The 26,481-nt window shown below is 45.9% G+C and carries 20 protein-coding genes; 9 read left to right on the top strand and 11 right to left on the bottom strand.

What is annotated here, in order from left to right:
* Nucleotides 1–55 precede the first annotated feature (55 nt).
* Nucleotides 56–586, top strand: coding sequence for an alpha/beta hydrolase (locus H6G17_RS00570; protein ID WP_192153428.1), 531 nt, complete (start codon nucleotides 56–58; stop codon nucleotides 584–586).
* Nucleotides 587–637: 51 nt separating this feature from the next.
* Here the strand turns inward: H6G17_RS00570 and H6G17_RS00565 are convergent, their stop codons facing one another.
* From H6G17_RS00565 to H6G17_RS00530, 8 genes are all read right to left on the bottom strand, one after another.
* Nucleotides 638–838: a hypothetical protein gene (locus H6G17_RS00565; protein ID WP_192153427.1), complete on the bottom strand. Its 201-nt coding sequence runs from the start codon at nucleotides 836–838 to the stop codon at nucleotides 638–640.
* Between the two features lie 6 nt (nucleotides 839–844).
* Nucleotides 845–1,480 carry a low-complexity tail membrane protein gene (locus tag H6G17_RS00560; RefSeq protein WP_192153426.1) on the bottom strand — a complete coding sequence of 212 codons (636 nt, stop codon included), beginning with the start codon at nucleotides 1,478–1,480 and terminating at the stop codon, nucleotides 845–847.
* A gap of 48 nt (nucleotides 1,481–1,528) precedes the next feature.
* Nucleotides 1,529–4,564: a translation initiation factor IF-2 gene (gene infB, locus H6G17_RS00555; RefSeq protein ID WP_192153425.1), complete on the bottom strand. Its 3,036-nt coding sequence runs from the start codon at nucleotides 4,562–4,564 to the stop codon at nucleotides 1,529–1,531.
* A 469-nt stretch (nucleotides 4,565–5,033) separates the two neighbouring features.
* Nucleotides 5,034–5,291 (bottom strand): YlxR family protein, encoded by a 258-nt coding sequence (locus H6G17_RS00550; protein WP_192153424.1) that lies wholly within the window; start codon nucleotides 5,289–5,291, stop codon nucleotides 5,034–5,036.
* 65 nt (nucleotides 5,292–5,356) lie between these two features.
* Nucleotides 5,357–6,691: a transcription termination factor NusA gene (gene nusA, locus H6G17_RS00545; protein WP_192153423.1), complete on the bottom strand. Its 1,335-nt coding sequence runs from the start codon at nucleotides 6,689–6,691 to the stop codon at nucleotides 5,357–5,359.
* Nucleotides 6,692–6,836: 145 nt separating this feature from the next.
* A complete protein-coding gene (gene rimP / locus H6G17_RS00540; RefSeq protein ID WP_192153422.1) occupies nucleotides 6,837–7,298 on the bottom strand; it encodes a ribosome maturation factor RimP in 462 nt (153 codons plus the stop codon).
* A 204-nt stretch (nucleotides 7,299–7,502) separates the two neighbouring features.
* Complete coding sequence (locus H6G17_RS00535) at nucleotides 7,503–8,903, bottom strand: hypothetical protein (RefSeq protein WP_192153583.1); 1,401 nt, start codon at nucleotides 8,901–8,903, stop codon at nucleotides 7,503–7,505.
* Nucleotides 8,904–9,103: 200 nt separating this feature from the next.
* Nucleotides 9,104–10,129, bottom strand: a complete 1,026-nt coding sequence (locus H6G17_RS00530) for an ABC transporter permease (RefSeq protein ID WP_015157064.1) — start codon at nucleotides 10,127–10,129, stop codon at nucleotides 9,104–9,106.
* 1 nt (nucleotide 10,130) lies between these two features.
* On the opposite strand from H6G17_RS00530, the gene H6G17_RS00525 reads away from it, so the two are divergent.
* On the top strand, nucleotides 10,131–11,075 hold the full coding sequence (locus H6G17_RS00525; RefSeq protein WP_242038173.1) for an AraC family transcriptional regulator: 945 nt from the start codon (nucleotides 10,131–10,133) through the stop codon (nucleotides 11,073–11,075).
* An 82-nt stretch (nucleotides 11,076–11,157) separates the two neighbouring features.
* Here H6G17_RS00525 and H6G17_RS00520 read toward each other — a convergent pair whose 3' ends face one another.
* Nucleotides 11,158–13,599, bottom strand: coding sequence for an ATP-dependent helicase (locus tag H6G17_RS00520; RefSeq protein ID WP_192153581.1), 2,442 nt, complete (start codon nucleotides 13,597–13,599; stop codon nucleotides 11,158–11,160).
* 284 nt (nucleotides 13,600–13,883) lie between these two features.
* On the opposite strand from H6G17_RS00520, the gene H6G17_RS00515 reads away from it, so the two are divergent.
* Nucleotides 13,884–14,027, top strand: a complete 144-nt coding sequence (locus H6G17_RS00515; RefSeq protein WP_192153421.1) for a hypothetical protein — start codon at nucleotides 13,884–13,886, stop codon at nucleotides 14,025–14,027.
* Nucleotides 14,028–14,072: 45 nt separating this feature from the next.
* Here H6G17_RS00515 and drt2 read toward each other — a convergent pair whose 3' ends face one another.
* The gene (drt2, locus tag H6G17_RS00510) at nucleotides 14,073–15,341 is read right to left on the bottom strand and encodes an antiviral reverse transcriptase Drt2 (protein ID WP_192153420.1); all 1,269 of its coding nucleotides are present in this window, start codon (nucleotides 15,339–15,341) and stop codon (nucleotides 14,073–14,075) included.
* A gap of 419 nt (nucleotides 15,342–15,760) precedes the next feature.
* Here drt2 and H6G17_RS00505 point away from each other — a divergent pair, with 419 nt between their 5' ends.
* From H6G17_RS00505 to H6G17_RS00495, 3 genes are all read left to right on the top strand, one after another.
* A complete protein-coding gene (locus H6G17_RS00505; RefSeq protein ID WP_192153419.1) occupies nucleotides 15,761–17,245 on the top strand; it encodes a TldD/PmbA family protein in 1,485 nt (494 codons plus the stop codon).
* 84 nt (nucleotides 17,246–17,329) lie between these two features.
* The gene (locus H6G17_RS00500) at nucleotides 17,330–18,670 is read left to right on the top strand and encodes a TldD/PmbA family protein (protein WP_192153418.1); all 1,341 of its coding nucleotides are present in this window, start codon (nucleotides 17,330–17,332) and stop codon (nucleotides 18,668–18,670) included.
* A gap of 148 nt (nucleotides 18,671–18,818) precedes the next feature.
* Nucleotides 18,819–19,397 (top strand): hemerythrin HHE cation-binding protein, encoded by a 579-nt coding sequence (locus H6G17_RS00495; RefSeq protein ID WP_192153417.1) that lies wholly within the window; start codon nucleotides 18,819–18,821, stop codon nucleotides 19,395–19,397.
* Between the two features lie 89 nt (nucleotides 19,398–19,486).
* On the opposite strand, the gene H6G17_RS00490 is transcribed toward H6G17_RS00495, so the two are convergent.
* Entirely contained in the window at nucleotides 19,487–20,926 is a 1,440-nt protein-coding gene (locus tag H6G17_RS00490; protein ID WP_192153416.1) for a lipid-A-disaccharide synthase-related protein, read from the bottom strand.
* A 162-nt stretch (nucleotides 20,927–21,088) separates the two neighbouring features.
* On the opposite strand from H6G17_RS00490, the gene H6G17_RS00485 reads away from it, so the two are divergent.
* Genes H6G17_RS00485 through H6G17_RS00475 form a run of 3 tightly spaced genes read left to right on the top strand, consistent with a single transcriptional unit; the run spans nucleotide 21,089 to nucleotide 26,478 of the window.
* Complete coding sequence (locus H6G17_RS00485; protein WP_146149751.1) at nucleotides 21,089–21,337, top strand: hypothetical protein; 249 nt, start codon at nucleotides 21,089–21,091, stop codon at nucleotides 21,335–21,337.
* Between the two features lie 57 nt (nucleotides 21,338–21,394).
* Nucleotides 21,395–23,293: a serine/threonine-protein kinase gene (locus H6G17_RS00480; protein WP_192153415.1), complete on the top strand. Its 1,899-nt coding sequence runs from the start codon at nucleotides 21,395–21,397 to the stop codon at nucleotides 23,291–23,293.
* A gap of 17 nt (nucleotides 23,294–23,310) precedes the next feature.
* Nucleotides 23,311–26,478 carry a DEAD/DEAH box helicase gene (locus H6G17_RS00475; RefSeq protein ID WP_192153414.1) on the top strand — a complete coding sequence of 1,056 codons (3,168 nt, stop codon included), beginning with the start codon at nucleotides 23,311–23,313 and terminating at the stop codon, nucleotides 26,476–26,478.
* Nucleotides 26,479–26,481: the final 3 nt, after the last annotated feature.

Raw genomic sequence — 26,481 nt, 5'->3', positions numbered from 1 at the left:
GCTACCGTGTTGAAGTTAAAACAATAAAAACAACTTAAATCTTAACTTTTAATTAATGCGCTTATTTTCGTTGTCGCTGCGTTATGGTTTCGCCTCCTGGGTAAGTGCAGCAATTGTATTTTCTAGCACCTCCGTTTTTGCAGCCGAACGAGTCGTACTGAAGTACCGAGCTTTTCGCGAATCAATCGCGGTTGAGGATTTGACAAAGTTTGTGCGCACTGGAGAAATGTCACCCGATCTACGGGTAAATTTGGCATTAGCCCGACAAGATCCCCAGACAATTCGTCAATCGCTTACAAATACAATCACAGTCGATCCCATCTTGTTAGATCGATTTCTCAACAATGCTTTAGGAGAATTATTGTTAGATGAGATAGGAAAAACCGTTCATCCACCTGCGCGCCAAGCAAATCGACAAGCTCTACGCGCTGCCATGACCTTATCTGCGCGCGATCGCCAGCTCTCGCTGCTGGAAATTCTTCAAAACTACCCAACAACAGAAGTAGAAGTGGAAGGCGATCGCCTGGAAGCCGTTTACAGCCAACTACGTCGCCTAGAAGGAACTCTGAAAAATTTTTTGAAATAGTCCTGTGAGAAACAAGGAGAGTCAACCTAAAATTTGCCTTTTCCCTACTCCCTAATAAGCCAAAGTTTCCAGCGTTTCGCGCAAATATAGACTTACTTGACGATCGAGGTTCACCTCTTGCAGTTGGCGATCGCCAGACATCTTTTCTAACCGCCAGCGCTGAAAGCCGGAGCTAGAAGCGATCGCGTCTTTTAGTTCGTCCCAGATTTGGCTATCTTCGGATCTGCTGGTATCTGTAGCTGGATGAGCCATGTTTCCTCATTCCTTTACTTGAGCTGTTACTTGAGCTGTGTCTGTTTGAGAGTTGGTGAGTTGGGGCAAGATGCGGTTAACTTGCCAGCCAACAATCGTAAAATCTCGCGCTATTCTTTCTACAGGATAAGGTTTTGCCTTAGAAAATTCTGTTTCGCTAGTAACGAAAACCCGTGCCACGCTGACAGGGATTTGCAGAAATAGATTGCTTGCTAAAAAAGCAACGCTAGCTACCAACAATCCTAAGCCTCGCCATTGGGGTGGTAAGGGTATGACATCTGCCGCGATCGGCGCGGTACGATACAACAACCATAATAGCCATACTAGCAATACTGCTGCTACCATAGCCAGCAGGCGATTGGCAGTCGTACGAATTAACCTGAGAACTTTTCTTTGCTGCTCGTCGAGCTGAGTTGGTTTTTGTGCGACTCCCAGCACGGCAAAGATCAAAAAAGGACGCGATAGCTGCATCCACAGAACGGGTAAGACTCCGAATGCCGCCACAATTGAGAATTCTAACCACACGGGCAAGATGGGATCGCCCACAGCCAAGCCGAGCCAGCACAACTGCAACAGAATCGGCAGCGTTGCTAACCCAGCTAGGTGAATCCACAAAAACGGTTCGGAGCGAAATGATTGCATAGTTTTCAAGATGTCAAGACGCGCGATCGCTCGCACATCTTGACAGTGCTACCTCGTAAGCGTACGGCGTTTTGTCACCATGTGATAGGCTTCGACGATATCGCCTTCAACCCAATCGTTGAATTTATCAACGCCAATACCGCATTCGTAGCCGGAATTGACTTCGCGGGCATCCTCTCGCATCCGCTTGAGAGAATCTAAAGCACCTTCGTAGATCACCTTACCACCACGACGCACCCGCAGCTTGCAGTTACGCACGAGCTTGCCCGACTGCACGTAGCTACCAGCCACCTTACCACGACCGACTGGGAAGACCTGACGAACTTCTGCCTGACCGAGAGGTTCTTCTACCAATTCTGGCTCTAGCATACCTTCTAGGGCAGCTTGAATGTCTTCCAGCAGTTTGTAGATAATGTCGTATTCTCGAACATCCACCCCTGCTTCGTCGGCTGCTTGTCTAGCACCGCTAGCAAGCGTGGTGTTGAAGCCGATAATCACGGCGTTACTAGCTGCTGCCAAGTCGATGTCAGTTTCAGTGACTTCTCCAGGTGCGGACAACAACATCCTGATTTGGACTTCGTTTTGTGGCAGTTGTTTGAGCGCCCCGACGATTGCTTCAACGGAACCTTGGACATCTGCCTTGAGGATCAAGTTGAGTTCCTTCAACTCGCCTTCCTGAGCCTGTGCGGATATGGAAGTTAAGGTCGCGCGTCCTTGCAGCAAGCGGAACTGACGTTGTTTCTCTGCCCGTTCGTTAGCGATCGCCCGTGCTTCCTTCTCGACGAGATACACCTCGAAATCGTCTCCAGCTGCTGGCACGTCGCTCAAGCCCAAGACCTCCACGGCGAAGGAGGGGCTAGCGATATCTACCCGCCGACCGCGATCGTCCACCATAGCGCGTACTTTGCCAAATGCCGACCCAGCCACAAGGATATCGCCTACGTGCAGCGTTCCGTTTTGTACCAGCAAGGTTGCGACCGGACCTTTGGCTTTGTCAAGATGGGCTTCAATTACCGTTCCTTTCGCCGTCCGATCTGGGTTAGCATATAGGTCTTCTACCTCTGCAACCAACAGAATCATTTCTAACAAGCCGTCAAGGTTTTCACCTTTAATGGCGCTGACAGGAACCATAATCGTGTCTCCGCCCCATTCTTCAGGAGTTAGGCTGTATTGAGTTAACTCTTGCTTGACGCGATCGGGTTGAGCGCCTTCTTTATCAATCTTATTGATTGCGACGACAATTGGTACTTCTGCTGCTTGGGCATGACTGATCGCCTCAACCGTCTGGGGTTGAACGCCATCATCGGCAGCAACCACTAAGATAGCGATGTCCGTCACTCGCGCTCCTCGCGCCCGCATCGCCGTAAAGGCTTCGTGACCTGGGGTATCTAGAAATACGACTTGCTGCATTTGCCCGTTTTGTTCGACATCAACGTGGTAAGCACCGATGTGCTGGGTAATGCCTCCAGCTTCGCCCTGCGCCACTTTTGTTTTGCGGATGGCATCGAGCAAAGTCGTTTTTCCGTGGTCTACGTGACCCATAATTGTTACGACTGGCGGACGGCGCTGGAGATTTTCCAAGTCTGCCGCATCGAGCATTTCTGTAACCTTACGGGCTTCTGCTTCTGGCTCGGCAGTTTCTACCTCTACGCCCAGTTCTTCCGCCACCATTTTAATCGTGGCAAGATCTAAACTTTGGGTAATACTAACTGCTATCCCCTTCATGAACAGAACCTTGACAATTTCTGTATCTGGAGTTGCTAAACTCTCAGCTAGTTCTTGCACTGTGAGATTGCCCATGACGACCACTTTTTCTGGGCGTTCGCGTTTCTGTTCTGGTTCGCGGCGACGGTTGTTTTCTCGTGCTTGGCTAAACTTTTTGCTTCTAACTACACTAATGGCAGCAGGCTGCGGCTGTCCTGGGCGAGCTGCTGTTTTCTGTTTTGGCGGACGAGCTATAGACAGGCTAACTTGAATTGGAGTATCGCTATCTCCGTCCTCCTCATCGTCAAAGTCTTCTTCGTCATCCAAATCGACTATAGGCTTGAGACGTTTGGTTTTTACACCTGCCTTCGTTGCCTTTGCGTCTTGTCCTTCGTCTATCTCCTCTTCTTGCCATTTCTTGCCACCTTTACCCACTGGACGCGGCATGGGGCGTTTGAGAATTGGCTTGTCGTCCACACCGATCTCGGCGATTTCTTCCGTTCCCGGTACAGCTTCTGCCCCATCTGGTTTAGAGCGTTCTGGTGCTACTGCTTCGCCTGCCCTCACTGGCTTAGGTCTTTGCAGTTCCAGCACGGGTTTAGGTCTAGCTGGCGTGCTTTCCGAGCTAGCAGCTGCCTCCTGCGAACGACGCATTGGTTTTTCGACTCTATCTGCCTTCGCCACTGGACGATTGGCTGCGCGATCGTCTTGCTCCCGCTTGAGAATTGGTCGCTCCGGTCGTTCCGATCGCTCCAAGCGCTCCGCTCGCTGTGGTGGCGACGGTGGTAGTCCGGCAGTTTCATCCACACCGTCGTCTCTTACCACTGATGGTCTAGGGGGTGGTGTTGACAGCTTGGGTGATTCTGGTGGTCTGGATTTGTTTGTAGGTGTTAGATTATCGCCCCGCTCGCTTTGAGTTGTAGGCTGAGTTTCTACTGCTTGCACTGGCTTTTGTGCTTCGGGACGGGTCGGCGTTGTTGTCGGTCGCGCAGGTGAATTAGAAGCGGTCGGACGAGCTGGAGGTTGAGGTGCTACGGCAACAGAAGGTTCTGGGGGGTTAGGACGATCGGGGTTGTGCTTTGGTTTGCGAATTTCCAAGATTTGCTGTTTGTGAGGCACGACAGGTTTTGGTTTAACTTTGTGAGTGGCTGGTTGAGGATGTGCCTTGTAGCTGTTGGCATGACCTTCTCTACCAGCAGTGACGGGGTTGGCAGCTTGTTTTTCTGCTGCTTGTCTGATTCGCTCTGCTTCTTCTTCGCTAATAGTGCTGCTATGACTTTTCACTGCAATATTAAGCCGATCGCAAATGGCTAATATTTCCTTGTTATCCAAATTCAATTCCTTTGATAGATCGTAAATTCTGACTTTGCCGTTGTTCATCCATTCTTCCCCTTGTACCTACCAGCTATAACTGGATGGTTGCCCGATTTACAACATCTCCATCCTCCGATTTTTGTATATTCGTTTACTGTTTGAATTGCGGTTCTTGCCTCCAAATGATATAACAGAGAAGCTTTCTATCTGGCTTAACTCCCTACTTTGCTAGGGTTAGCAGGTGTTAGCGTGCTTGTGTTTTTTGCTTGTGTTTTTTGCTGGCGCTCCAACTTGAGGAAATCCGGTCGCAACTTTTGGTTGTCGATCTACTACTACGCTATTTTGACCCATATATTATTTTGGCATCAAGTTAGGTTTGCAGAAATTACCAGCTGCAAATTCCTTAACCTGTCAATGGGAATGCCGATGTGTTTGTAGGCTTGATGCTCGTTTGCTCTCGTTAAGTTCAAGGAGTGGGTAAGTATAAGGGGTTTTACATATCGCTGCTATCTGGCTCTGTCACCTGGTTCCGTACCTATGGTTCTGTAGCTAGGCGCTGCAATAGAGTCTGATAAAGCACCTCTGAGACTGTCTTGACCTTGAGCGATCGCCCCAAGCGGTTTTTCTTTTGCGCCACTTGTAGACAGCTTGCTTGGGGACAGATGTAAGCAGAACGCCCCATGCCCCGATCTAATTGTAACTCTCCCGAGTCGCGATCGCGGACAATGCGCCAAAACTCCGATTTTAATGCCACGCGACCGCAGCTGATACAACGGCGATAGTTAGGTTTCATCAGGAGAAGGGGGTTGGGACGGCGAAGAGAGCTTCAGGGGCAGTTACCAAATCACAAATCACAAGTTACAGTTCGTTAGCCGCCGATTCTTCTAGCTCCTCAGATGTTTCCAGTTCTTCATCTAATTCTTCGCCAGTGTCATCTACTGTTTCTATCATGTCTTCTAGTTCTTCCTCTGCCAATTCTTCCTCTGCTAATTCTTCCTCTAACTGTGCGGCGGCTTGTTGTCTAGCTGCTGCCGCAAATTTAGCATCTTCAGCGGCGTAATCGTATTTGTCGCGGTCTTTGATGTCAATTTTCCATCCTGTCAAACGGGCGGCTAGACGGACGTTTTGTCCTTCTTTACCAATTGCCAAACTGAGTTGATCTTCTGCCACCAATACGTGAGTCTGTCGAGTTTCCGGGTCCATCAACCGTACTTCATCCACCCTAGCCGGACTCAAAGCATTGGCAATATAAGTAGCTGGGTCAGGCGACCAGCGAATCACGTCAATTTTTTCTCCTCGTAATTCGTTGACTACGACTTGAATTCGCGACCCTCTAGCGCCAATACATGCCCCTACTGGGTCTACATCTCGGTCTAGGGTATCGACAGCAATTTTTGTCCGAGGACCGACATGCCTGGAGGGAGGATTGGCTTCCCTAGCTACAGCGACAATGCGGACGACTTCATCCTCTATTTCCGGCACTTCATTCGCAAATAAATACACGACTAAACCAGCATCAGCCCTGGAAACCAATAACTGTGGACCTCGATGCTGTCCCTGCAAGACTTTCTTGAGATAAACCTTAAAAGTAGCATTGGCGCGATAATTATCGTTAGGTAGTTGCTCCCGCTTGGGTAATTCTGCTTCGACTTCTGGCTGACCGAAGCTGCTACTAACCGCCATAATCACTGACTGTCGCTCAAACCGTAGTACTCTAGCTTGCAGTACGGTATCTTCTATATCTTGAAATTCCTCTTGGATCATTTGACGCTGCTGATCGCGGAGTTTTTGCGACAAAACTTGTTTTGTCTGCATCGCTGCCATGCGTCCAAACTCTTCTTTATCTGGAGTCACGTCAACTAGCACAGAATCACCAATTTGAGCTGCATCCCCTGCAAATTCTTGCACGTCTTTGAGGGAAATCTCGTGGTCGGAGTTAGTGACTTCTTCGATAATCGTTTTAGTTGCTAGAACTCGAAAGCCTTGTTCTTCAACGTCCAACTCTACTTCAAAATTGTCAAAATATTCTTCTTCAAAATGCTTTTTGTCTAAATTTTGCGCTCGTCGATAGCGCTCGTAGCCTTTTAGCAAAGCTTCTCTCAGGGCGTTTTGTACCGCATTCCGAGGTAAATTCCGTTCGCGGCTGATGCTTTCAATTAATTCTTTTAGACCAGGTAGGCTAACCATTGACATAATATTTAAACCTCTTTATCTGTAGGGAGTCGGAAGTGGGGACAAGGGAGACAAGGAGGACAAGGGAGACAAGGGAGAGATTGCAATCCGAAATCTAAAGTTCAAAATTTCCCTAACCTCTAATCCCTAACTCCTAACCCCCGATCTAGTCGCGCTCGTCCAGTTGTACCCTGGTGATGAGAGAGCGGGGAATGGCGATCGCCCGACCTTTTTGATTCAAAAACACCGCTGTTTCATCGCGCTTAATTAATTGACCCGTCCACTCTGTATGACCTTCGTAGGGTTCGGATAAGGTGACGATCGCAGGGAATCCTTTAAAAGAGACAAATTCTCGATCTGCAACCAGCTGGCGCGATATCCCAGGACTAGAAACCTCCAGCACGTAAGCATCAGGAATGACATCTGCTGTATCTAGCGTTGCTTCTAAAGCGCGGCTCATGCGTTCGCAGTCATCTAGTCCGGTGTCTTGCTGTGGATTGCGGATGTCCACGCGCAGCACTGGCGGACGATGGTTTGTATGGAAAACAACATCAACAATTTCCAATCCTAGATCTTCTGCTACAGGCGAGGCGAGTTCAATGATTTGAGGAATTAAGGGATGAGCCATTGTTCAGACATAAAAAAAGCGGGGTTGACACCCACTTCCTGAGAAACAGTAATTTTTCCAGAAAGTTTAAAGGCGAAACAAATTCGTTTCGCCCTTACATTTGAGTTTAGCGCATCTAGAAAGAGGCGTGGTGCGTGATGAGTGGTGCGTGGAGAGAATTCGGAATTCGGAATTCATTGCGAATGCGCGACTTGTCTTGCTTCCTCAGCTCTCTTTTTCTCCGACTCCCGACTCCCGACTCCCAACTCCCCTCTTAAGCAGCCGGGTTTGTTCCATAATTTGCTCGACATCCTCTTGTGCTAGTCTGCGGACGTAGTTGAGTTTGACTTCTTCTAAAAAGTCAGAAATCAGAGATTGAATGCGTTCTAAGGTATGTTTTTCCTGCATTTGCGTACCTAAAGCTTGGCTGAAATGTTGAGCTAGCTGGCGGGAAATTTTTGCCCCAACCGGATCTTCTACAGCTTTGACGATCGCGGTATAAAAATTTTGGGTAATGGAGGTCGCTAGTTGCTGGCTTAGCGTGCGGGGTAAGTTGCCGACTCCTGGTAGATTATGGATGTTGCGATAGAGAGGGGATTGGTCGAGGGTGCTTTCGATGCTGTGGCGTAAAATGGCAATGATATCTGGTTCGATTTGGGGGAAGACTTGGTAGACGAGGACGTTGACGACCAGAGAAGCGATCGTCTCAATTTCGTTAATATTATTTAAATCTATGTATGGTTGCCGCTTAGAGCTGGCAGATAGCCAATTTGTTAACTCTCCCCGTCGTACCGAAACTTGTAACTGATTAATAAATTGAATTAAAACGACTTCAGTGATTTCCTGTGCCAAACTGGCGACAAATCCTTGAGTCGCTTGTCGTCGGACTGGTTCTAAATTTAATAATTTTGCTTGGTGCAAGCGAATTGTTACCGGAATAATTCGCAGCCACGTCCAGCGCAAAAAAGGTAATAGCTCAAAGGGAACGATGAGTAGAATGTCATACCATCGCCATAACATCGCATCTTGCCATTTCAAACCAACATGACGACGGCTAATGATAAAAGTGCGGATGAGAAATTCTACGCCAAACAGGACGATGAAATAAGCGTCAATTCCCCAGAATTCGTCGATAAATTCTCCGTTTTCACCGATCGCACGATAATAATTTGTGGCAACTAAAGGGCGAATACTGCGATTGAAAAAGTCAATCTCTTTTTGCCACCCAGCTTTGAGTAGATATTCTTGACTCCAAAAAATATTAAAAGCAGTACGCGAAGATTCTTCACCGATGCGATCGCGCATTCGATTTTTAATTCTTTCTAGCGTCCCCGTCTTATTTGCCAAGGCAAACGGATTAGTTTCGATAATGTCACTGCTGTAGCGGCGTAGTTGCTCTAACACGGCTGCTGTCTGGGGTGACTGCAATCCTGTTTGACTCACCTGTTGTTCTAAGGCATTGACTAGCTTTAAATACTGCTGAGTTTCGCGGTGCGGCTCAATACCTTTAATTGGATCGTAAATTGTTGTAACTTCAGGAATGCGGTTGAGGTAAAAATCGCGCCAGGGGACGTAGGTGAAGTCAAAAATGACTAGACCAAAATTTACTGTAGCTGCGATCGCCATTAAGCGCTCGAACCACAGATGGAAACGCCGTTTGGAAAAGTCAAAAGTCAAAAGTTAAATGTCAAAAATTAGGATATAGGAGATAACAGTGATGACCAGGCATGAAAACTAACCCGCTCTAACTAGCAACCACCAACTACCAATTACCCATTACCCATTACCATTACAACCTGCGTGTCTTCTAGATCTTACCAGTAGTATTAATAACGAATGCGGGGATCGATAGAGGCATTGAGAATATCAATGATGATGCTGGCAAGCACGACGATCGTACCAAAGAATACTAAAATCCCTTGAACGGTAGGATAATCGCGCAAGGAAATTGCTTCGTAGAGGCGGTTGGCTAAACCAGGCCAAGAAAATGTCACTTCAGTTAAGATTGCTCCACCTAATAAAGAGGCGAAAGTCAGTCCCATAATCGTAATCACAGGAATTAAGGCATTTTTTAAAGCATGGGCAAATAAGATCCGTCGTTCGGGAATTCCCCTAGCACGGGCAGCTTCTACATAGTCAGCTTTAAGGGTATGTTTGAGGTTGACGCGAACAATGCGCTCGAAAATTCCCGATAGTAAAAGTCCTAGAGTTAGACTCGGCAGCAATAGGTAATAGATAGCACTGAAAAATTGGGTAAAATTGCCGCTTAATAGACTATCAATAGTGTAGAGTCCTGTAAAACCTTCAGGCGCGGGTATAGAAGTTGGAAAGCGCGTTCCCAAGGGAAACCACCCCAACTGTACCGCAAATACCAACTGCATTAACATTCCTACCCAGAATAAGGGTAAGGCATAAGTGATAATCCCAAATAATCGCCCCCCTACATCTAACCAAGAATTAGGGCGGGAAGCAGCTAGCATTCCGACGCTAATTCCAATGATGAGCGCAAATGCCATGCTAAATACGGCTAATTCTGCCGTCGCGGGGAAGTGCTGTCCGATGGTTTGCCAAACGGATTCCCCTTGAGTCGTAATGGAACTACCGAGATCGAAACGCAAAAGACTACCAATGTAACGGATGTATTGAATTGGCAATGGATCGAGTAGCCCTAGCCGTTGCCGATATTCTTGCTTGACGCTTTCTGGGGCGCGTCCTCCTAACACGGCATCGACGGGATCGCCAGGAGTTGCTCTTAACAACAGAAATACCACAGTCACGATCGTCCACAGCATGAGTGGTGTCAGCAGCAATCGAGCCAGAATGTAATATTGCAGGGATTTTGAGCGAGACATTTTGAGGGAAGAACGATTAGTCAGCAATATCTTAGATCGGCAACTGCCATTAGTGCTAATCTTCCGTCAGGGAAAAGCGATCGCTACGAACTGCTATCTTATGGATAACGCTGCTAGAACTCCAGCTAGGTGCGAACGTGCTAAGTTTTGGCGACAGCCGGAGTTTGGTAATTTGGAGTTACTTAGAGCAACTTATATTACTCATGCTTTCTGCCGACACATTCACGAAGCTTATACTATCGGTGTCATCGAACAAGGGGTAGAAAAGTTTACTTACCAAGGCGAAATGCATTTTGCCCCTGCTGGTACGGTGGTGATTGTCAACCCCGGTGAGGTGCATACGGGAAGTGCGGGAGTCGAGCATGGTTGGACATATCGCGTGTTATATCCCGATGTGAGTTTATTGCAACAAGCTGCGGCTGAGGCTTTTGTGGGGCGACAGGTTATGCCTTATTTTCCGCAAGCCGTGATTGACGATCGCCAGCTTGCTCAACAGATATTACAACTACACCAAAGTTTAGAAACTTCGCCATCGCAGTTAGAAAAAGATACACGCTGGCTGGGGACGTTAGTAAAATTAATTCAACGTCATGTAGGCGATCGCCCTACACTGAAACAAATAGGTAGAGAAGACCAGCCAATTGTACGGATTAAGTCATATTTAGAATCGAATTCTACGGAAAATATTTCTTTAGATAAGCTTGCCGCGATCGCCAATCTCAGTCCGTTTTATTTATTACGAACATTTCGCGATCGCGTTGGTATGCCACCTTACGAATATTTAACTCAAGTGCGGGTGGCAAAAGCAAAAAGGCTTTTATCACAAGGATATGCGATCGCGCAAGTGGCGCAACAAACGGGTTTTGCCGATCAAAGTCATTTAACCAGGCAATTCAAGCGTTTTGTTGGAGTCACGCCAGGGAAGTATAGTAAACCAGTCGGATAATACCATCACTTTGCGCTCTAGGCATTTGTGGCGACTGAGAGAGACGAGCTGCTGATAATTATGTTCGGGACAGTCAATATTGTTATGTTGTGACTACCGATCGCGGAAATTGGCGCAATAAAGCCGAAAATACCGGACAGGGGCGACTGTTATCTAAATTTTCAGGTTTGCTCCAGGTGAAAGGTGCTTTTTGTGCCGCGGAAATCCACAGTAACCGTTTGGCGCGAGTGATGGCAACATAAAGTAAGCGAAACTCTTCTGCTGTCTTGAGTTGTTTTGCTTGTTCCCACGCCGTAGCAACATCGGGTAAGGGAAATTGTTCGTGCAAAGCAGCGCGAATTTGGGCGCGGGCAACTTCTGCAACGGTGAAATCTCCCAAAAAATGAGCTTGAGGTAAAACGCGCAGATTTCCAGGAATTGTATTTTCGTGTAAAAACGGAATGAATACGCAGTCCCAATCCAATCCTTTCGCTTTGTGCATGGTAATAATTGTCAGTTGCCCAGGACGGGTATAACGCGCTTCGGAATCTTCCGCGTCCACCGCTTCAAATCGTTCCGAATTGACGATCTCGCTCAACACTAGCAACATGGCAGCCAAATTATTGTTGCCATTACCAGCAAGTTGTTGCTGCACTCGTTCCGCCAGCTTATCTGCTGTCGCGAGTTCTGCTTGGTCGTAATTTAGAGTTAAGGCAAGAAAGGAAATTAATTGATAGGGAGGTAGCTCCATTCGAGCGCGGAGCAAGCTGCGGCACAAATGACTTGCTTTTTGAGCTGGTTCGGGTTGAGGTGCGTCTAAAGGACCAGGATACAGAAATTGTTCGGGAATGGTTGCTAGAGCATTCAAATCTTGCGGCTGAATTAACTGGCGTTGTACCAAAACTTCCAAGGCAGCTTTGAGATAGTCAGGAGAGTGGGGACGGTCGAGGAATTGCAGCAGCGCCAGCACTTCCGCCGGAACTTGAGAATGGCGATCGCTTTCTGAAACCTCGTATACTACGATATTATGCTCTTGGCAAATCGGCGCGATCGCTTCAGCCAGCCATCGTCCCTGTCTATTTTCCCTGACTAAAACAGCCATCCGCAGACTGTTCGGCGTTTCTGTAGTGGGTTCTCCATTCAATCCTGCTTGACATAATGCCACCACCCGCCGACCAATCAATTCTGCCGTGTGATGAATATCGCGAGGCGTATGCAACTCCAATCCCCCACCAATTGGTGCAGGATTAGCATCCGGCTGCGGGTCGTCCAGGCTAACCGGATAAATCGTTTGCGCTCGAAATGGCAGTGGTGCGTGGCTAGTGGTTAGTGGCTGGTGGCTAGAATTGCTCCCTTGTCCCCCTTGTCCCCCTTGTCCCCTTCTTCCCTGTTCCCTGCTCCCTGCTCCCTGCTCCCTTCCATTCACCCACCCCAACATAAAGTTAGCTGCGGCAATGACAATCCTAGTACTGCGTCCTGCCATATCCATTGTCGCCAAACGTTGTTGCTGCTGGCACTCTTCGCAGAAGCGACGAAAATAGATTGGGTCGGCAGGGGTAAAAGTAGAATTAATTGCTTGGTTGGGGTCGCCAACTCGAATTAAATTTGGTGGTAAATCTGGGTTTTCTGGATCTTGCGCCAGAATTTCTAAGAGTTTGGTTTGCAGGGGTGAAGAGTCTTGAGCTTCGTCTTCAAATACGGCAAAAACTTGCTTTTGTTCGTTGCGTCTGGCGCTAGGATTTTCTAGTACCCGTAGCGCTGCCAAAATCATGTCGTCGTAGTCGATTAAATCGCGCGATCGCATTAGATTCTGATACTGTTCGTACAATCCGGCAGCGATGGTCAAAATTTCATATTCATCTATTGCCTGTTCGCCCAACACTCGCAACTGTTGCGGTTGATATCCAGAGCTTTTCGCTTCGTGAATGACTAAATAAGCTAAGGCTGGTAGTACTTCTGTCCGCAATACCGACTGTCGCCGCAAGCGTTCTGTTTCTTCGCCGTCAAATTGCCTACCTTCGAGTAACCGAGAATACAAGCGGGGATTAGCAGCAATCCACTGTTCTACACAAGTCCGAATCAGGCGATGGCTCTGATTGGGCGTAATTAACGTCGCGCTATCCAAGGGCAATCCCGACAAGTCAGGATAGCGGCTGGCAATATTCAGCGCTAAACCGTGTAGGGTATTGACAGTGAATCCTCTTGGTGGTAAAAATAACTCTTCTCGTAAATATCTGCGAATCTTACCTTTAATATTTGCTGCCGCAGAACGAGTAAAGGTAACAACAACAATCGCACGTTTAGCGTGTAACTGATAGCGGGCGATCGCAATTGCCGTTGCTGCTGCCATTCCCGTCGATTTGCCTGCCCCTGGCACTGCCGAGACTGCCAACTGTCCCCCCTGCCAATCTGCCATCTGTTGCTGTCCTGGGCGCAAGCTGTTGCGGATCTGTTCCCAGTTATTTGTAGGGGCGCACAGCTGTGCGCCCGTACTAGAGTCGGGAGTCGGGATGGATAATTGGTCGGTGAGGTTGGCTTCTGGCATCGGGAATTTTGGACTCAATCTAGATATCTAAATCTAAAAGAGAATTTATGTTTTCAGCGTAATTTTTCAATATTAAGCCTAGATTGTCGTTGGATGACAAGTGAGACTACAGTATTTGTACAGGATAAAGCGATCGCCCTTACCATGTGGGGAGAGTGGGAGAGATGCGATCGCTTTTTGTCTTAAGTTGAGAGCGATCGTATTTCATTGAAATGCCGATTGGGAGCATTAGTCTGATTCATAACTTCGCAGGGTTAAAATATAGGGTATATTCTTGGAAGCTTATGACACTAACCCTTAACCTGCCGCTAGAGTTGGAGCAGTACCTTTTACAAGAAGCCGAGCGGGGGGTTTCCGATAGAGACTGTGGCATTGTAGCTTTTGACAAATTCTATTTTGCTGAAGCAGTTAACTTACTTCAGTCTTAAATAGGTGATGAGGATGGGGAGGAACAGCAGGAGATAGGTCAGTTTTTAAGTAGATGACTCATCAATTGCATCATGAAGCTGCTTCCAATGACTGCGAACTTGACGGCGAATTGCATCTGACTCCATAATTTCAGCAGCTCTCATGGCATAGGTAATAAAATTGCGTCTACCTAAGTGAGTATATTTTTCATACAGCGTTTTTCTATAAACCTGAGATTTTTCAGATTTTAAAGCTACTTTCACTGTTGCACGAACACCTGCTTTCATTTTGCGGTAGTAACGAGCAAGAGCCTGAGAACGTATCAAGCGACGCTGACCATCAAATGTAAAGCCTAGATATTGTAGAGGAGGTAATCCTACAACGTAGCCATGACTATCTCTTCGGAACTCACAGATTTCTGTTTTGTTATGGTTGAGAAATAATTTTTCACTATACTTGCTTATTTCTTCAGCAACGAAGGTTTTTATATCTTCTGTATTATCTGGCTGGCATATTAAAAGAATGTCATCGCAGTATCGGCGATAAATGCCACCTGTATCATTCGCTATCTGCGTCATTAGCCGATCAAACTCAATGAGGAACACATTGGACAAAATAGCACTGATTGGAGAACCTTGCGGAATTCCACATGCAGTCTTATTGGTTTGAATTAGACCTTTACCCCTGATTCTTTCTCGAAATTCTTGCGAAGAACAAATCCGCTGCTGCAATGCTAGTTGCTTATTCTCAATTTTAAATTCTTGAAAAACTGTATCTCGATCGGCGTAAGCATATTTAGTAATAGATTTGTATACTTTATAGTGGTCTAGTGGCAGCTCAGTTACTCCAAGTAGACTGCACCAAGCATTTTTTAGTATTTTATGGTCAATGCTATCAAAAAAGCTAGATATGTCAAACGCTATTGCAGTACATGGTGTTCTCTTAGAAGCCTCATCAAATACTTCTTTAGAAAAATCAATATTACATCTACCTAAAGTTCTATAGGCTAAAACGCACTCATTTAATGATTGCTTCTGGACAGTTTGTTCATACTGCTGGCTCAGACAGTATGAATACCATGCATAAATATGAGAATCAAGGTGACTAGCATAAAGAATCTTGCGTTTCTTCTGCTCTGTCTTTCCATCTTTGGATTTGTATCGACACGCTTTCTTTTTGTAGGACAAGAAAGGAAGAAATGAATGAGTTTCTATGTTTTTTATTTGCCATACATATTTCTCAGCAAAGATACGAGAAACTCTACTATCAAAATGAATATAACCACGAGTTTTGAACCATTTTTCTGATGGTTCAATAAAAGAATTGGATATCATAAAAGTAAGTATGTTACCAAAGCTAAAGAAGCAAGATTGACGGCATCCATGTGACTTCCTTAGCGCACGATAAGTATCCACTCATTAAAGAGTGCCCGTCTTTAAAACTATGTGAGAAGAACTGTTATGCAACACTTCGTCCGTTGGCTTCTTGCGGTAATATTACGCGCTGTGTTATACACCATACCCTGCATACTTTTATACAGGCTACTATAGTATATTTATTTAGAGGTTTTACTGTCAAGATGAAGCTGAGCGCTCGTAAAGTAAATCATCTATCTAACAGCAGTAGTTTGTAGTGCTTGAAATAACGCACCCTACTTTAACGTAGCGATACCCCTACAGCTTGAGCTGATGGTAGTTTGTTAGACTGAAAGTCTAAAGTGTCAGTAAATCCTCAACAAGGACGCTCAAGCCCGATGATGCTATCGACGTATCCGAGTAGCCTACTGCTATCGAGAGAACTGCCTAACCTGGACTATAAATTAAAACGCGATCGCTTTGATGAAACTTGGGAAGCACCCCTTGCTACCCTACTAGGTTTGGGAAGAGCAGCAGGTGCAGATTTTGTAGAATTCTTCTTGGAACGAGTTAACTATATTAACTGTTTAGCAGAAGACGACACGATCGCCAGCATCTCCCCCAGATTATCGACTGGTGCAGGGGTGAGAGTGTTTCGCGGTAAGGCTGATTGCTATGTCAGCACCAACGATTTAACATTTAACGGACTCAAAGCCGCTTTAGAAAAAGGACTTTCCATTCTAGGGTTGCAACTTCCAGCACCCAACGCCTACATCCCTGCGATTAATTTAGAACTACTACGCGACTACGCTACCACTAAAGGAAAAGATAGCTGGTTTGCTAGCTGTAGTTCGATTCGCGAAATGGGAGAAGTGCTGCTAGATGCCAACCAACAGTTACAACTCAAAGCACACCACGTCCAATCGAGACGCGCTACCTATTTCCGCGATTGGCAAGAAGTCTTAGTTGCTTCCAGTGATGGCACATTTGCTAGAGACATTCGCTTGACACAATCGGTAGGATTTAACTTGTTGTGTGCGGATGGCATCCATCGGACTTCCATCGGACAACGGGCAGGTAGTACTAGCGCTCCTAATTTTCTCAGAGCTTGGGATTACAAATCAACCGCTGAGGAAGTGGCAGAATCGGCAGGTAAGATGTTGTATGCCGATTATGTAGAATCGGGTACGTATCCAATCGTGATGGCAAATCAATTTGGTGGCGTAATTTTCCACGAAGCTTGCGGACACCTGCTGGAAACTACCCAAATCGAACGCAAAACCACTCCTTTCGCTGACAAGAAGGGTGAAAAAATCGCTCATGAAAGCCTGACTGCATGGGATGAAGGACTTTCCGACAGTGCATTCGGCACGATTGATATGGACGACGAGGGAATGCCAGCCCAACGGACATTATTGATCGAAAATGGCATTTTGAAAAACTTCTTGAGCGATCGCGCTGGTTCCCTACGTACCGGACACCCTAGAACGGGTAGCGGACGCAGACAAAGTTATACCTACGCCGCCGCCTCGCGGATGCGCAACACCTACATCGCACCAGGTAGCTATACCAACGAAGAAATCTTTGGTTCGATTGATAAAGGGATCTATTGCAAGAAAATGGGTGGTGGTAGTGTTGGCGCGACAGGACAATTCAACTTTGCGGTTGAAGAAGCTTACTTAATTGAAAATGGCAAAATTACCAAACCCCTCAAAGGTGCTACTTTGATTGGTGACGCACAGGAAATTATGAATAAGATTTCTATGTGTTCCCAGGATTTGGGATTAGCGGCGGGTTTCTGCGGCTCTGTTAGCGGTAGTATCTACGTTACTGTCGGACAACCTCATATTAAGGTAGATTCGATTACGGTTGGCGGAAGATGAGAATTTTGTCACGCAAAGACGCAAAGACGCAAAGGATGCTTAGCGTCTTTGCGCGATCGCATTTTAAGTAGATAAGTAAAGAGTATGACGAATATTCAAGAACTTGCAAATTACGTTCGAGATAGTGCTGGTAAAATTGGCGTTCAAAAATTTGATATTTTTGGTTCTTCTGTTGATGAAACTAGCGTGCAGGTAGATTCAGGCGAACCAAAACAAGTCAAAGCTTCAAATCGTTCTGGGGTGACGGTGCGGGTGTGGAATGAAAACAATACCGTAGGAGTTACTAGCACGACTGACGTGTATCCTGAAGGTATCGAACTTGCTTTGAAAACTGCCTATGAAGCGAGTTTTTTTGGGGTTAAAGAAAATGTACCAGATTTTAGCCCAGAAGCAATCGCGCCGATAACTGCTGATACAAAAACTACAGCACCTCAAGCACCTGTAGCTAAGTTAATTGAAACCCTCATCTCGGCTGAAAAAGAACTCTTGGCTGCTCACCCCGCGATCGCGGGTGTACCCTACAATGGTTTATCGCAAAGAGATTTAGATCGGTTTTATCTTAATAGTGAAGGTGCGACACGTCATGAAGCTCGTTCCTATGCTTCGATCTATCTTTACAGCAAAACTGATGCAGAAGGGAAAAAACCCCGTTCTGCTGGCGCATTTCGCGTTAGTCGCAATTTACAAAACTTAGACATCCAAGCTTGTCTGAAAGAAGCAGCCGAAAAAACTATCAGTCACTTGAATTACGAGAAAGTTAAGTCTGGTAAATATCGCGTTGTCTTTTCTCCCGAAGCTTTTTTAAGTCTGCTGGGTGCTTTTTCTAATCTATACAACGCTCAAAGTATTCTGGATAAACAAAGTCTGTCTACACCAGAATCTATCGGTAAGCAAATCGCTTCACCTTTGCTTTCGGTGTGCGATGATGCATTACATCCCGAAAATATCGCTGGAGAAACGTTTGACGGTGAAGGTACGCCTACCCGTCGCATCTCGATTATCTCTGATGGAGTATTAACAAATTTTCTCCATAGTGCAGGAACTGCAAAGCGCTTAGACGCAAAACCCACCGGACACGCTAATATTGGCGCAAAGGTGACGGTTAGTCCTCATTTCTATCACGTTTTTTCTAACCAGCCAGCCAGCCAAACATACAACTTAGATACGGCTGAAAATGTCATTTTTGTTGACGATTTACATGCCTTACATGCCGGAGTTAAAGCCTTGCAGGGTTCTTTCTCCCTCCCCTTCGATGGTTGGGTAGTCAACAATGGCAAGCGGACGAGTATCGAATCTGCTACCGTAGCGGGAGATTTCCTTGAAGTCTTGCAGTCGATTATTTTCGTCGAACCAGAGGCAGAATTAACCCCAGCAGGGGTTTGCCCTCGGATTTGGATCGATAATTTATCAATTACTGGGGAATAGTTGTTGGTTGCTAGTTGTTGGTAGGGGCGCACAGTGTGCGCCCTTATCGATTGCAAATTTCTTGAGAATATATCTCAAGTAAGATTTAAATAAATAGCTTTATATGAGAGCTTATAGCTTGACATAGCAATCGGAGGGAAAGTGAAATATGGTCGCAACTTTAGACGATACCAAGCGTAGAGCGATCGCAACGGAACTAGGAGATTTAAAAGCCCTACAAGAGTTGCTAATTAGCAATGAAGAGAAACTGATTCCTTCTGTCAGTAGCGATAAAGAAATTAGCGATCGCTTAAACGATTTTCTCAGAGACGACAGGCAAAATTTGACTGTCATTAACGAAGTTATTGCTAAGTTTGGTGGTAGTTCTGTCGGGCATAGAGATACAACGGGGCAATATGTAGAGCAAGTCAACCGTTTAATGGATGGCAACGAACTATCTTTGTATCAAAAAGTTTCTGCTCATGAGCGGATCAAACACCAAGCTGTTATGACTGGATTGATTATTCACAAAGCGTCTCAGGTGACAGGGGAAGATGTCAAGGATGCGATCGCGCCTCTTAACCAAGTCAACTTTGAAAACCGCGCTCATCAAGAGCAATTGAAAGGAATTCTAGAGGTTTTGGGAACCCGCGAACTAACGGGTAAAGATCCAGATCAAAGCGTTTGGGCAAGAACTCAAGATGCTGTCGCTGCTTTGCGAGGCGTATTTGATGGGTTGACGAAGTAGGCGATCCCCCAACCCCCCTTTAAAAGGCATATAGTTTGTTTAAATGTCTTGTGTAGGGGCGCACAGCTGTGCGCCCCTACAGGCATTTGCTATATATTATCAATTAAGCACTCGGCAATGCGGCGGGCTGCACCCGGTTTACCCATGCGGCGAATGCCGTTCTCAGCGATAGATTGTAGCTTTTCGGGGTTAGAGAGTAAAGCCGCGATCGCAACACCAACTTGGTGAGGATTTTGGAGGAAAGTAATCGATTCCCCAAAATGACGGCTTTGTGCCTCAGCAAAAGCATAGGTAAATTGCGGACCTTGACCAGGCATGATAATGGCAGGTTTGCCTAGCCCAATGAATTGTTCTGTCGCCGTTCCTGCCATCGCGATCGCAATTTGGGCTTGGTGTAAGCAGTCGTTGTAGGCGTGTTGAGTTAAGATAATAGACGCATTTTTTTGTTGAAATGTCAATGACTCGGGAAGATCCCCCCAACCCCCCTTGGAAAGGGAGGCTTTGGTATTGGGAAGATCTCCCCAACCCCCCTTGGAAAGGGAGGCTTTAGAAAATTCAAGATTTACGAGAGCTTGACAAAAAGGCTCTAAATCGAGATTAGGGACGATCGCAGCTAAAAATACCAATGGGCGATCGCCGAAAGTCACGATTAAATCTTTGACTGCTTGCAATATCAGTTCCCAATTTCGATAAACTTCGGGAGGACGAGAACCAGGAAGGAGTAGAATTTGCAAAACTTGGTTCGCCGCCTGCAAAACTGGTTGGGATGGTTCGAGGCGATCCATCATGGGATTTCCCAGATCGAAGGCAGGAACGTTATGCTGTTGCAAAATTTTAGCAGTCAGCGAGTCTCTAGGAAATACCGCTCGACAGCGGCGATGGCTCATAAAATAGCGTTCCCAAGGATGATAGATCGAACCCGACCAATGTTCTAAACGGGCAAAAGGCGATCGCCCAGGCAAAACACCATTTTCATCCCGCACGTAATATTCAGATTTAGCTGTCCCCACAAAAGCATAATTCGCTCCACTCCGCCAGGCAAAGAGTAATGGAACGATATCGCCTACGGCTAATACTAAAGAATGCGGAATTCGGAATTCGGAATTCGGAATTAATTTTGAATTTTGATTTGCTTCCTCAGCTTTCTCAGCTCTCTTCTCCCCTGCTCCCTGCTCCCTACTCCCTGCTCCCTTCATCCATTGACGTATCGCCCTCAACTGATGCCAAGTCAGTTGTAACAAGCCACCTTGAAGATCTCCTAGCAGTTGCCGTCCATCCATGTAAATGAAGCCACCAGAAGGCATGATTTTTACGCTACCAATTAGGGGAATACCCAGACAAGCGTAAGCTTTACCTTCACCGACAATTGGTAAAGCAGCAATATCGAGGTTTGGACAAAGCTGCTGGAGTTCTTGGACGATCCGAACTGCAATGATATCTTCGCCATGACCGTTACTTAGACAGAGTAACCGCGAATGAGGGGCGAGTATAAAGTCAGAACTGAAGCAGGAATGAGATCTATAGTCCATTTCAGTAATAAAAATTAATAAAAGAGCGAGGGAGTTGTTTAAATTTTTAGCATTGAAGAAGCGTTGTTACTAGGTCGCTAAGAAGCGATTTTGAGGCTTGTGGGTTAGTTAACAAACCATAACTTCTCAGCCAGACTAATTGGGACTAACTTAGACTGATAGATGTATGGCTTTGGATTTCATCGCTGTAGCCCTCACTGTTTCTCGTCTTTCATCTCTAAAGAAAGAATAAAACTGCACGTCACGCCGCGATCGCTTTCGCTACGCAGCAAGCAGATTGGACGACTGGATGAGTGTACGGCTGGTAGCAGTGGTTGGTATAATCCATACTGGTTTTTTGTCGCGTCGGAGGGTGACAGGTCTATAAGTGGAACCAAGTTAAAAATTCTACATAAAAGCGATTTAGCATAGGCAAGAGGCAGAAAAATTAAGCAAGCCTAAAGGTCGTGCATTAGTCTTGAGGGGAGTATGCTAGCTGGCAAAACATTACAGCGTGGGAAATATACCCTGGAACAAGAAATAGGACGGGGGGGATTTGGCATTACTTATAAAGCCACCCACCAATTTTTAGGGCAACCAGTGGTAGTCAAAACGCTGAATGAATTGCTCCGACAAGCGCCGCAATTTGCTAAGTTTCAGCGCCAATTTCAGGATGAAGCCCGACGCTTAGCAGCCTGCGTCCACCCCAATATTGTGCGAGTCAGCGACTTCTTCATTGAGGACGGCTTGCCATTCATGGTGATGGATTATATTCCCGGGCAAACTCTCGCCAAGGTGGTGTTTCCAGATCGTCCCTTGCCAGAAACGCTGGCAATTCACTACATCCGGCAGATTGGTGCGGCATTGGAAGTCGTGCATCAGAAGAACTTGCTGCATCGGGACGTGAAACCCCAAAACATTATTTTGCGCCAGGGAACTCAGGAAGTCGTACTGATTGATTTTGGGATTGCGCGGGAATTTACTCCAGGTTCAACCCAAACTCATACCAACATGGTTTCGGAAGGGTACGCACCCATAGAACAGTATCTCGCCCATGCCCCCCGTACTCCAGCCACAGATGTTTATGCCCTAGCAGCAACGCTATACGCGATCTTGACAGCCAAAGTACCAGTTGCCGCTAGCCTGCGCGATCGCATCCCTATGCCCAACGTGCGCCAAATCAATCCTCGGTTAAGTGTTGACGTGGAACGAGCGATTATTTTGGGAATGGAGATTGAAGCTGTTAATCGACCTGCTACCGTAGCCGATTGGCTGGAACTATTGCCTCATACTTATTCCCAAAGTTTCTCAGGTGGTCTGACAGGCGGCGGGCGATCGCAAACTCATAATTCTTCGATCCCAAGTTGGCTTTCTCCGTCCAGCCAACCTGGAGTATCGGTTATGGAACCCCCATCTGTCGAGAGCGAGGAGATCCCCGCCAAACAATCTTTTTTACGCGGTTTGTGGATTGGTGGTGGTTTAGCCGCGATCGCTGGCATTGTAACTCTAGCGATCGGCACAGTTTTTCCGAAGTCTGTACCTCAGTCACCTCAAAACTCAATCCCCACGCGCTCCAGCCAGCCTGCGCCTCAGCCTACATCGCCCACCGATGCTAGATATGAGAAGAACATTACACTTCCACAAAAAGAAAACTCGCAAAAAGCAAACTCAACCGCTCCCCTACCAACTCAACCTGTAAAAAATACTACCGAGCAACAGCCAGCAGCCAACACTTCTGGGCAAAGTGGGACGCAAAATCTCAGCAGCCCCGTCAACCCAACAATTCGATCTGGCACTCGCAGATGGAGACAAGAGCGGAACAATGCTGGGCAAGGTTTTAACCGTAGAACAAGGGCTACCTCGTCAACCAGAAATCGCTCAACTGTCACGCCTACTCAACCTAAAACCAATCCTCAACGTAACTCGATAAAGACAAATAAGAATAAATCACCTCAACCTGCACCATCCCCTACACCAAAACCAGAACAATCGCCAACATCTAAGCAGTCCCCAACCCCATCTTCGCCAACACCATCTCCATCCCCAGAAGCATCACCCTCACCCCAGAACGCTCAGCCATCCCCAGAAGCATCACCCTCACCCCAGAACGCTCAACCATCCCCAGAAGCATCACCCTCACCGCAAAACGCTCAACCATCACCAGAACCATCGCCCTCACCCCAGAACGCACCAGCACCAACACCAGAAGCCTCCCCAACAACCAACAACCAACCACCACCCTCACCAACACCAGAAGCACCAAGTCCAAATTCCCCGCCTACAAAAGGAGGAGAGCCAATGTTGCCTAGCGATTACGAGTCTGGTAGCATTGCACCATCACCAACGCCTACAGCTGCACAAACACCCCCTGTCAATCCACCACATTAAAAACCTGGTATCTATCCATGAAAATCATCCACGGTACTTGGATTCCATCTGCCGAAGCTGATTTCATTCAAGATGGTGCATTTTACCTGTGGGTAGAAACTTCAACTGTCCAAAAACGTCGCAACACCGATCGGCGCACCCATCCTTTTCAATTGGCTTCAGCAGATCTAGAAGCCTTCTTAACTGAGCAATTGGGAATTGCCTCAGCTACTTATGGCAAGACGAACGATCGCATTTCTACTAAATACTTTGCCCTGCCAACTGCAAGCGATCGCCCCCTTCCTTCACCAGAATTAGCCAGATATCTTGATGACATCGATCCAGAAAACGAAGGATTTGCATATTGGGCGATCGCTTGTTACCTAGTTAATACCAGCGTCAAAACAGGCAGTTACAGCTACAGTCAAGTCAGTCATATTATTAAACTGCTCAACGATATTCATTTTTTAGCTTTAAATAATGCTGATGAAATTCAATTTGGGTCGGATTTAGTATTTTGGTATCACTACACCCAAGCTTTTAAAGAAATTATCTTCAAAGACCAATATATCCCAGCACTAAAATATCGCGAACTGCAAGCAACCAAAAGTAAGCGCAAACAGACAGCTAATCCATTTGAAATTTATCCAGCTTGGGAAATAGTCTCAGAACAATACGATGCGATCGTCCAAAAATATGTTGATTATATGCCAGCTATCTGCACTGCGGGACGGGCAAATTCTGGCGATCGCGTGGAGTTTTTTACTCCAGAAACTTTGCTGCGACACTTTTCCGAATATCTACTGCGAGACATTATAACTCATACCCCTTCCACGGCTGCATTTGATAGCTTAATCTCTGATTCCTTGCTGCAAAAATGCTTTCAATCTAACAATACTCCTCAACAAAGCGATCGCGCTTTAATAGAATACAAACAGTGGTACGCCTGGAAAGAAAAAATTACCCGTACCCAAACTGCTACCGCTTTTGACCTCTGTTTTCAACTCCAGGAAGCGCCAGCCGATCGCGTAGATAATTGGAATATTGACTTGTTAGTAGCGCCAAAACAAGACCCTTCTTTAAAGCTATCGCTATCCGATTATTGGGGTATGAACCAAAGAGCTAAAAAAGCTTGGTTTAAACATTTGGGTACGGATTTTGAAGCCGATTTGTTATTGAATTTGGGATATGCAGCAAGAATGTATCCTTTGCTTTGGGAAGGATTAGAAACCGATCGCCCGATTGGTTTACAACTAAGTTTGACACAAGCTTTTGAATTCCTCAAAGAAAACGCCTGGGTATTAGAAGATGCAGGCTACAAAGTTATCGTTCCTGCTTGGTGGACTCCTGAAGGTCGTCGTCGCGCCAAGATTCGTCTCAAAACGTCTTCACGCGGCGCTAAATCTACAACTGCAAACCAGGGATATTTCAGTCTAGACTCTCTAGTACAGTATCAATACGAATTGGCAATTGGAGGTGAGGCTGTCACACAAAAAGAATGGCAGCAACTTGTTAATGCTAAAACCCCGTTAGTACAATTTCGGGGTCAGTGGATAGAATTAGACCAAGATAAAATGCGGCAAATGTTGGAATTTTGGCAATCGCAAGCCAAAGAACAGCCAGAGATGTCGCTACTCGATTTAATGAAATTAGCAGCTTCAGAAGATGAATTAGAAGTTGACCACGATGATGCTTTAGCAACAATGATGGCGAAGTTGCAGGACAAAAGCAAGCTAGAACCAATTTCAGATCCGCCGCAGTTGCAAGGTACTTTACGGGAATATCAAAAACGTGGTGTAGCTTGGCTGCAATATTTAGAAGCTTTAGGGATCAACGGATGTTTAGCTGATGATATGGGACTGGGAAAATCGGTACAGGTGATTACCAGAATCATCAATGAAAAAGAAGCGATTGCCACACCGCCAACTTTATTAATTGCACCTACATCAGTCGTAGGAAATTGGCTGCGGGAAATTGCTAAATTTGCACCACATCTACAAGCAATGGTACATCACGGTAGCGATCGCCTTAAAGATGAAGCTGAATTTAAAGCGACCTGTCTCAAATACGATGTGGTAATTACTTCATTTACTCTTGCTCGTAAAGATGAAAAACTTTTAAGTAGTATAACGTGGCAGCGCATAGTAATAGATGAAGCCCAAAATATCAAAAATCCGAAAGCAGCTCAAACTCGCGCTATTTTAAAATTACAAGCTAAACATCGACTTGCTTTAACGGGAACGCCTGTAGAAAACCGTTTATTAGATTTATGGTCAATTTTCAATTTTCTCAACCCAGGTTATTTGGGTAAAGAAGCACAATTTCGGAAATCGTTTGAAATTCCAATTCAAAAAGATAATAGCAAAGTTAAATCTACTAGCTTAAAGAAACTAGTCGAACCATTTATTTTACGGCGAGTCAAAACTGACAAATCGATTATTAACGACTTACCGGATAAAGTCGAACAAAAATTATATTGTAACTTGACAAAAGAACAAGCTTCGCTCTATGAAGCTGTCGTAAAAGATGTCTCGAAGCAAATTGAAGAATCTGAAGGAATTCAACGCAAAGGGTTAATTTTATCGACTTTATTGAAACTCAAACAAGTTTGCAATCATCCGGCACAGTTTTTACAAGATGGTAGCGAATTTTCTCCAGGGCGATCGCACAAATTTAGCCGTTTAATAGAAATGGTAGAAGAGGCGATCTCTGAAGGAGAAAGTATGTTAATCTTCAGTCAATTCAAAGAAATTTGCGACCCTTTAGAAAAGTATTTGAAGCACAATTGTCATTACAATACTTATTACATTCACGGTGGGACAAACCGTAATAAAAGAGAAGAAACGATCGCCGAGTTTCAAGACCCTGAAACAGAACCATCGGTATTTATCCTATCTTTAAAAGCTGGCGGAGTGGGAATCACTCTGACTAAAGCCAACCATGTTTTTCACTTCGATCGCTGGTGGAATCCCGCAGTGGAAGATCAGGCGACAGATAGAGCTTTTCGGATCGGTCAGAAGAAGAATGTCTTCGTACATAAATTCGTTGCAATGGGTACGTTAGAAGAACGCATCGACCAAATGATCGCCGACAAGAAAAAGCTATCTTCTGCGATTGTTGGCAATGATGAATCTTGGTTGACAGAACTCGATAATGAAGCATTTAAGCAACTAATTGCCTTAAATAAAACTGCAATATTGGAGTAGCGA

This window comes from Chroococcidiopsis sp. [FACHB-1243], from assembly GCF_014696895.1.
Classification (GTDB): Bacteria; Cyanobacteriota; Cyanobacteriia; order Cyanobacteriales; family Chroococcidiopsidaceae; genus Chroococcidiopsis.
Note: the sequence above shows the minus strand (reverse complement) of the source record. Positions and strands in the feature narration are given on the sequence as shown.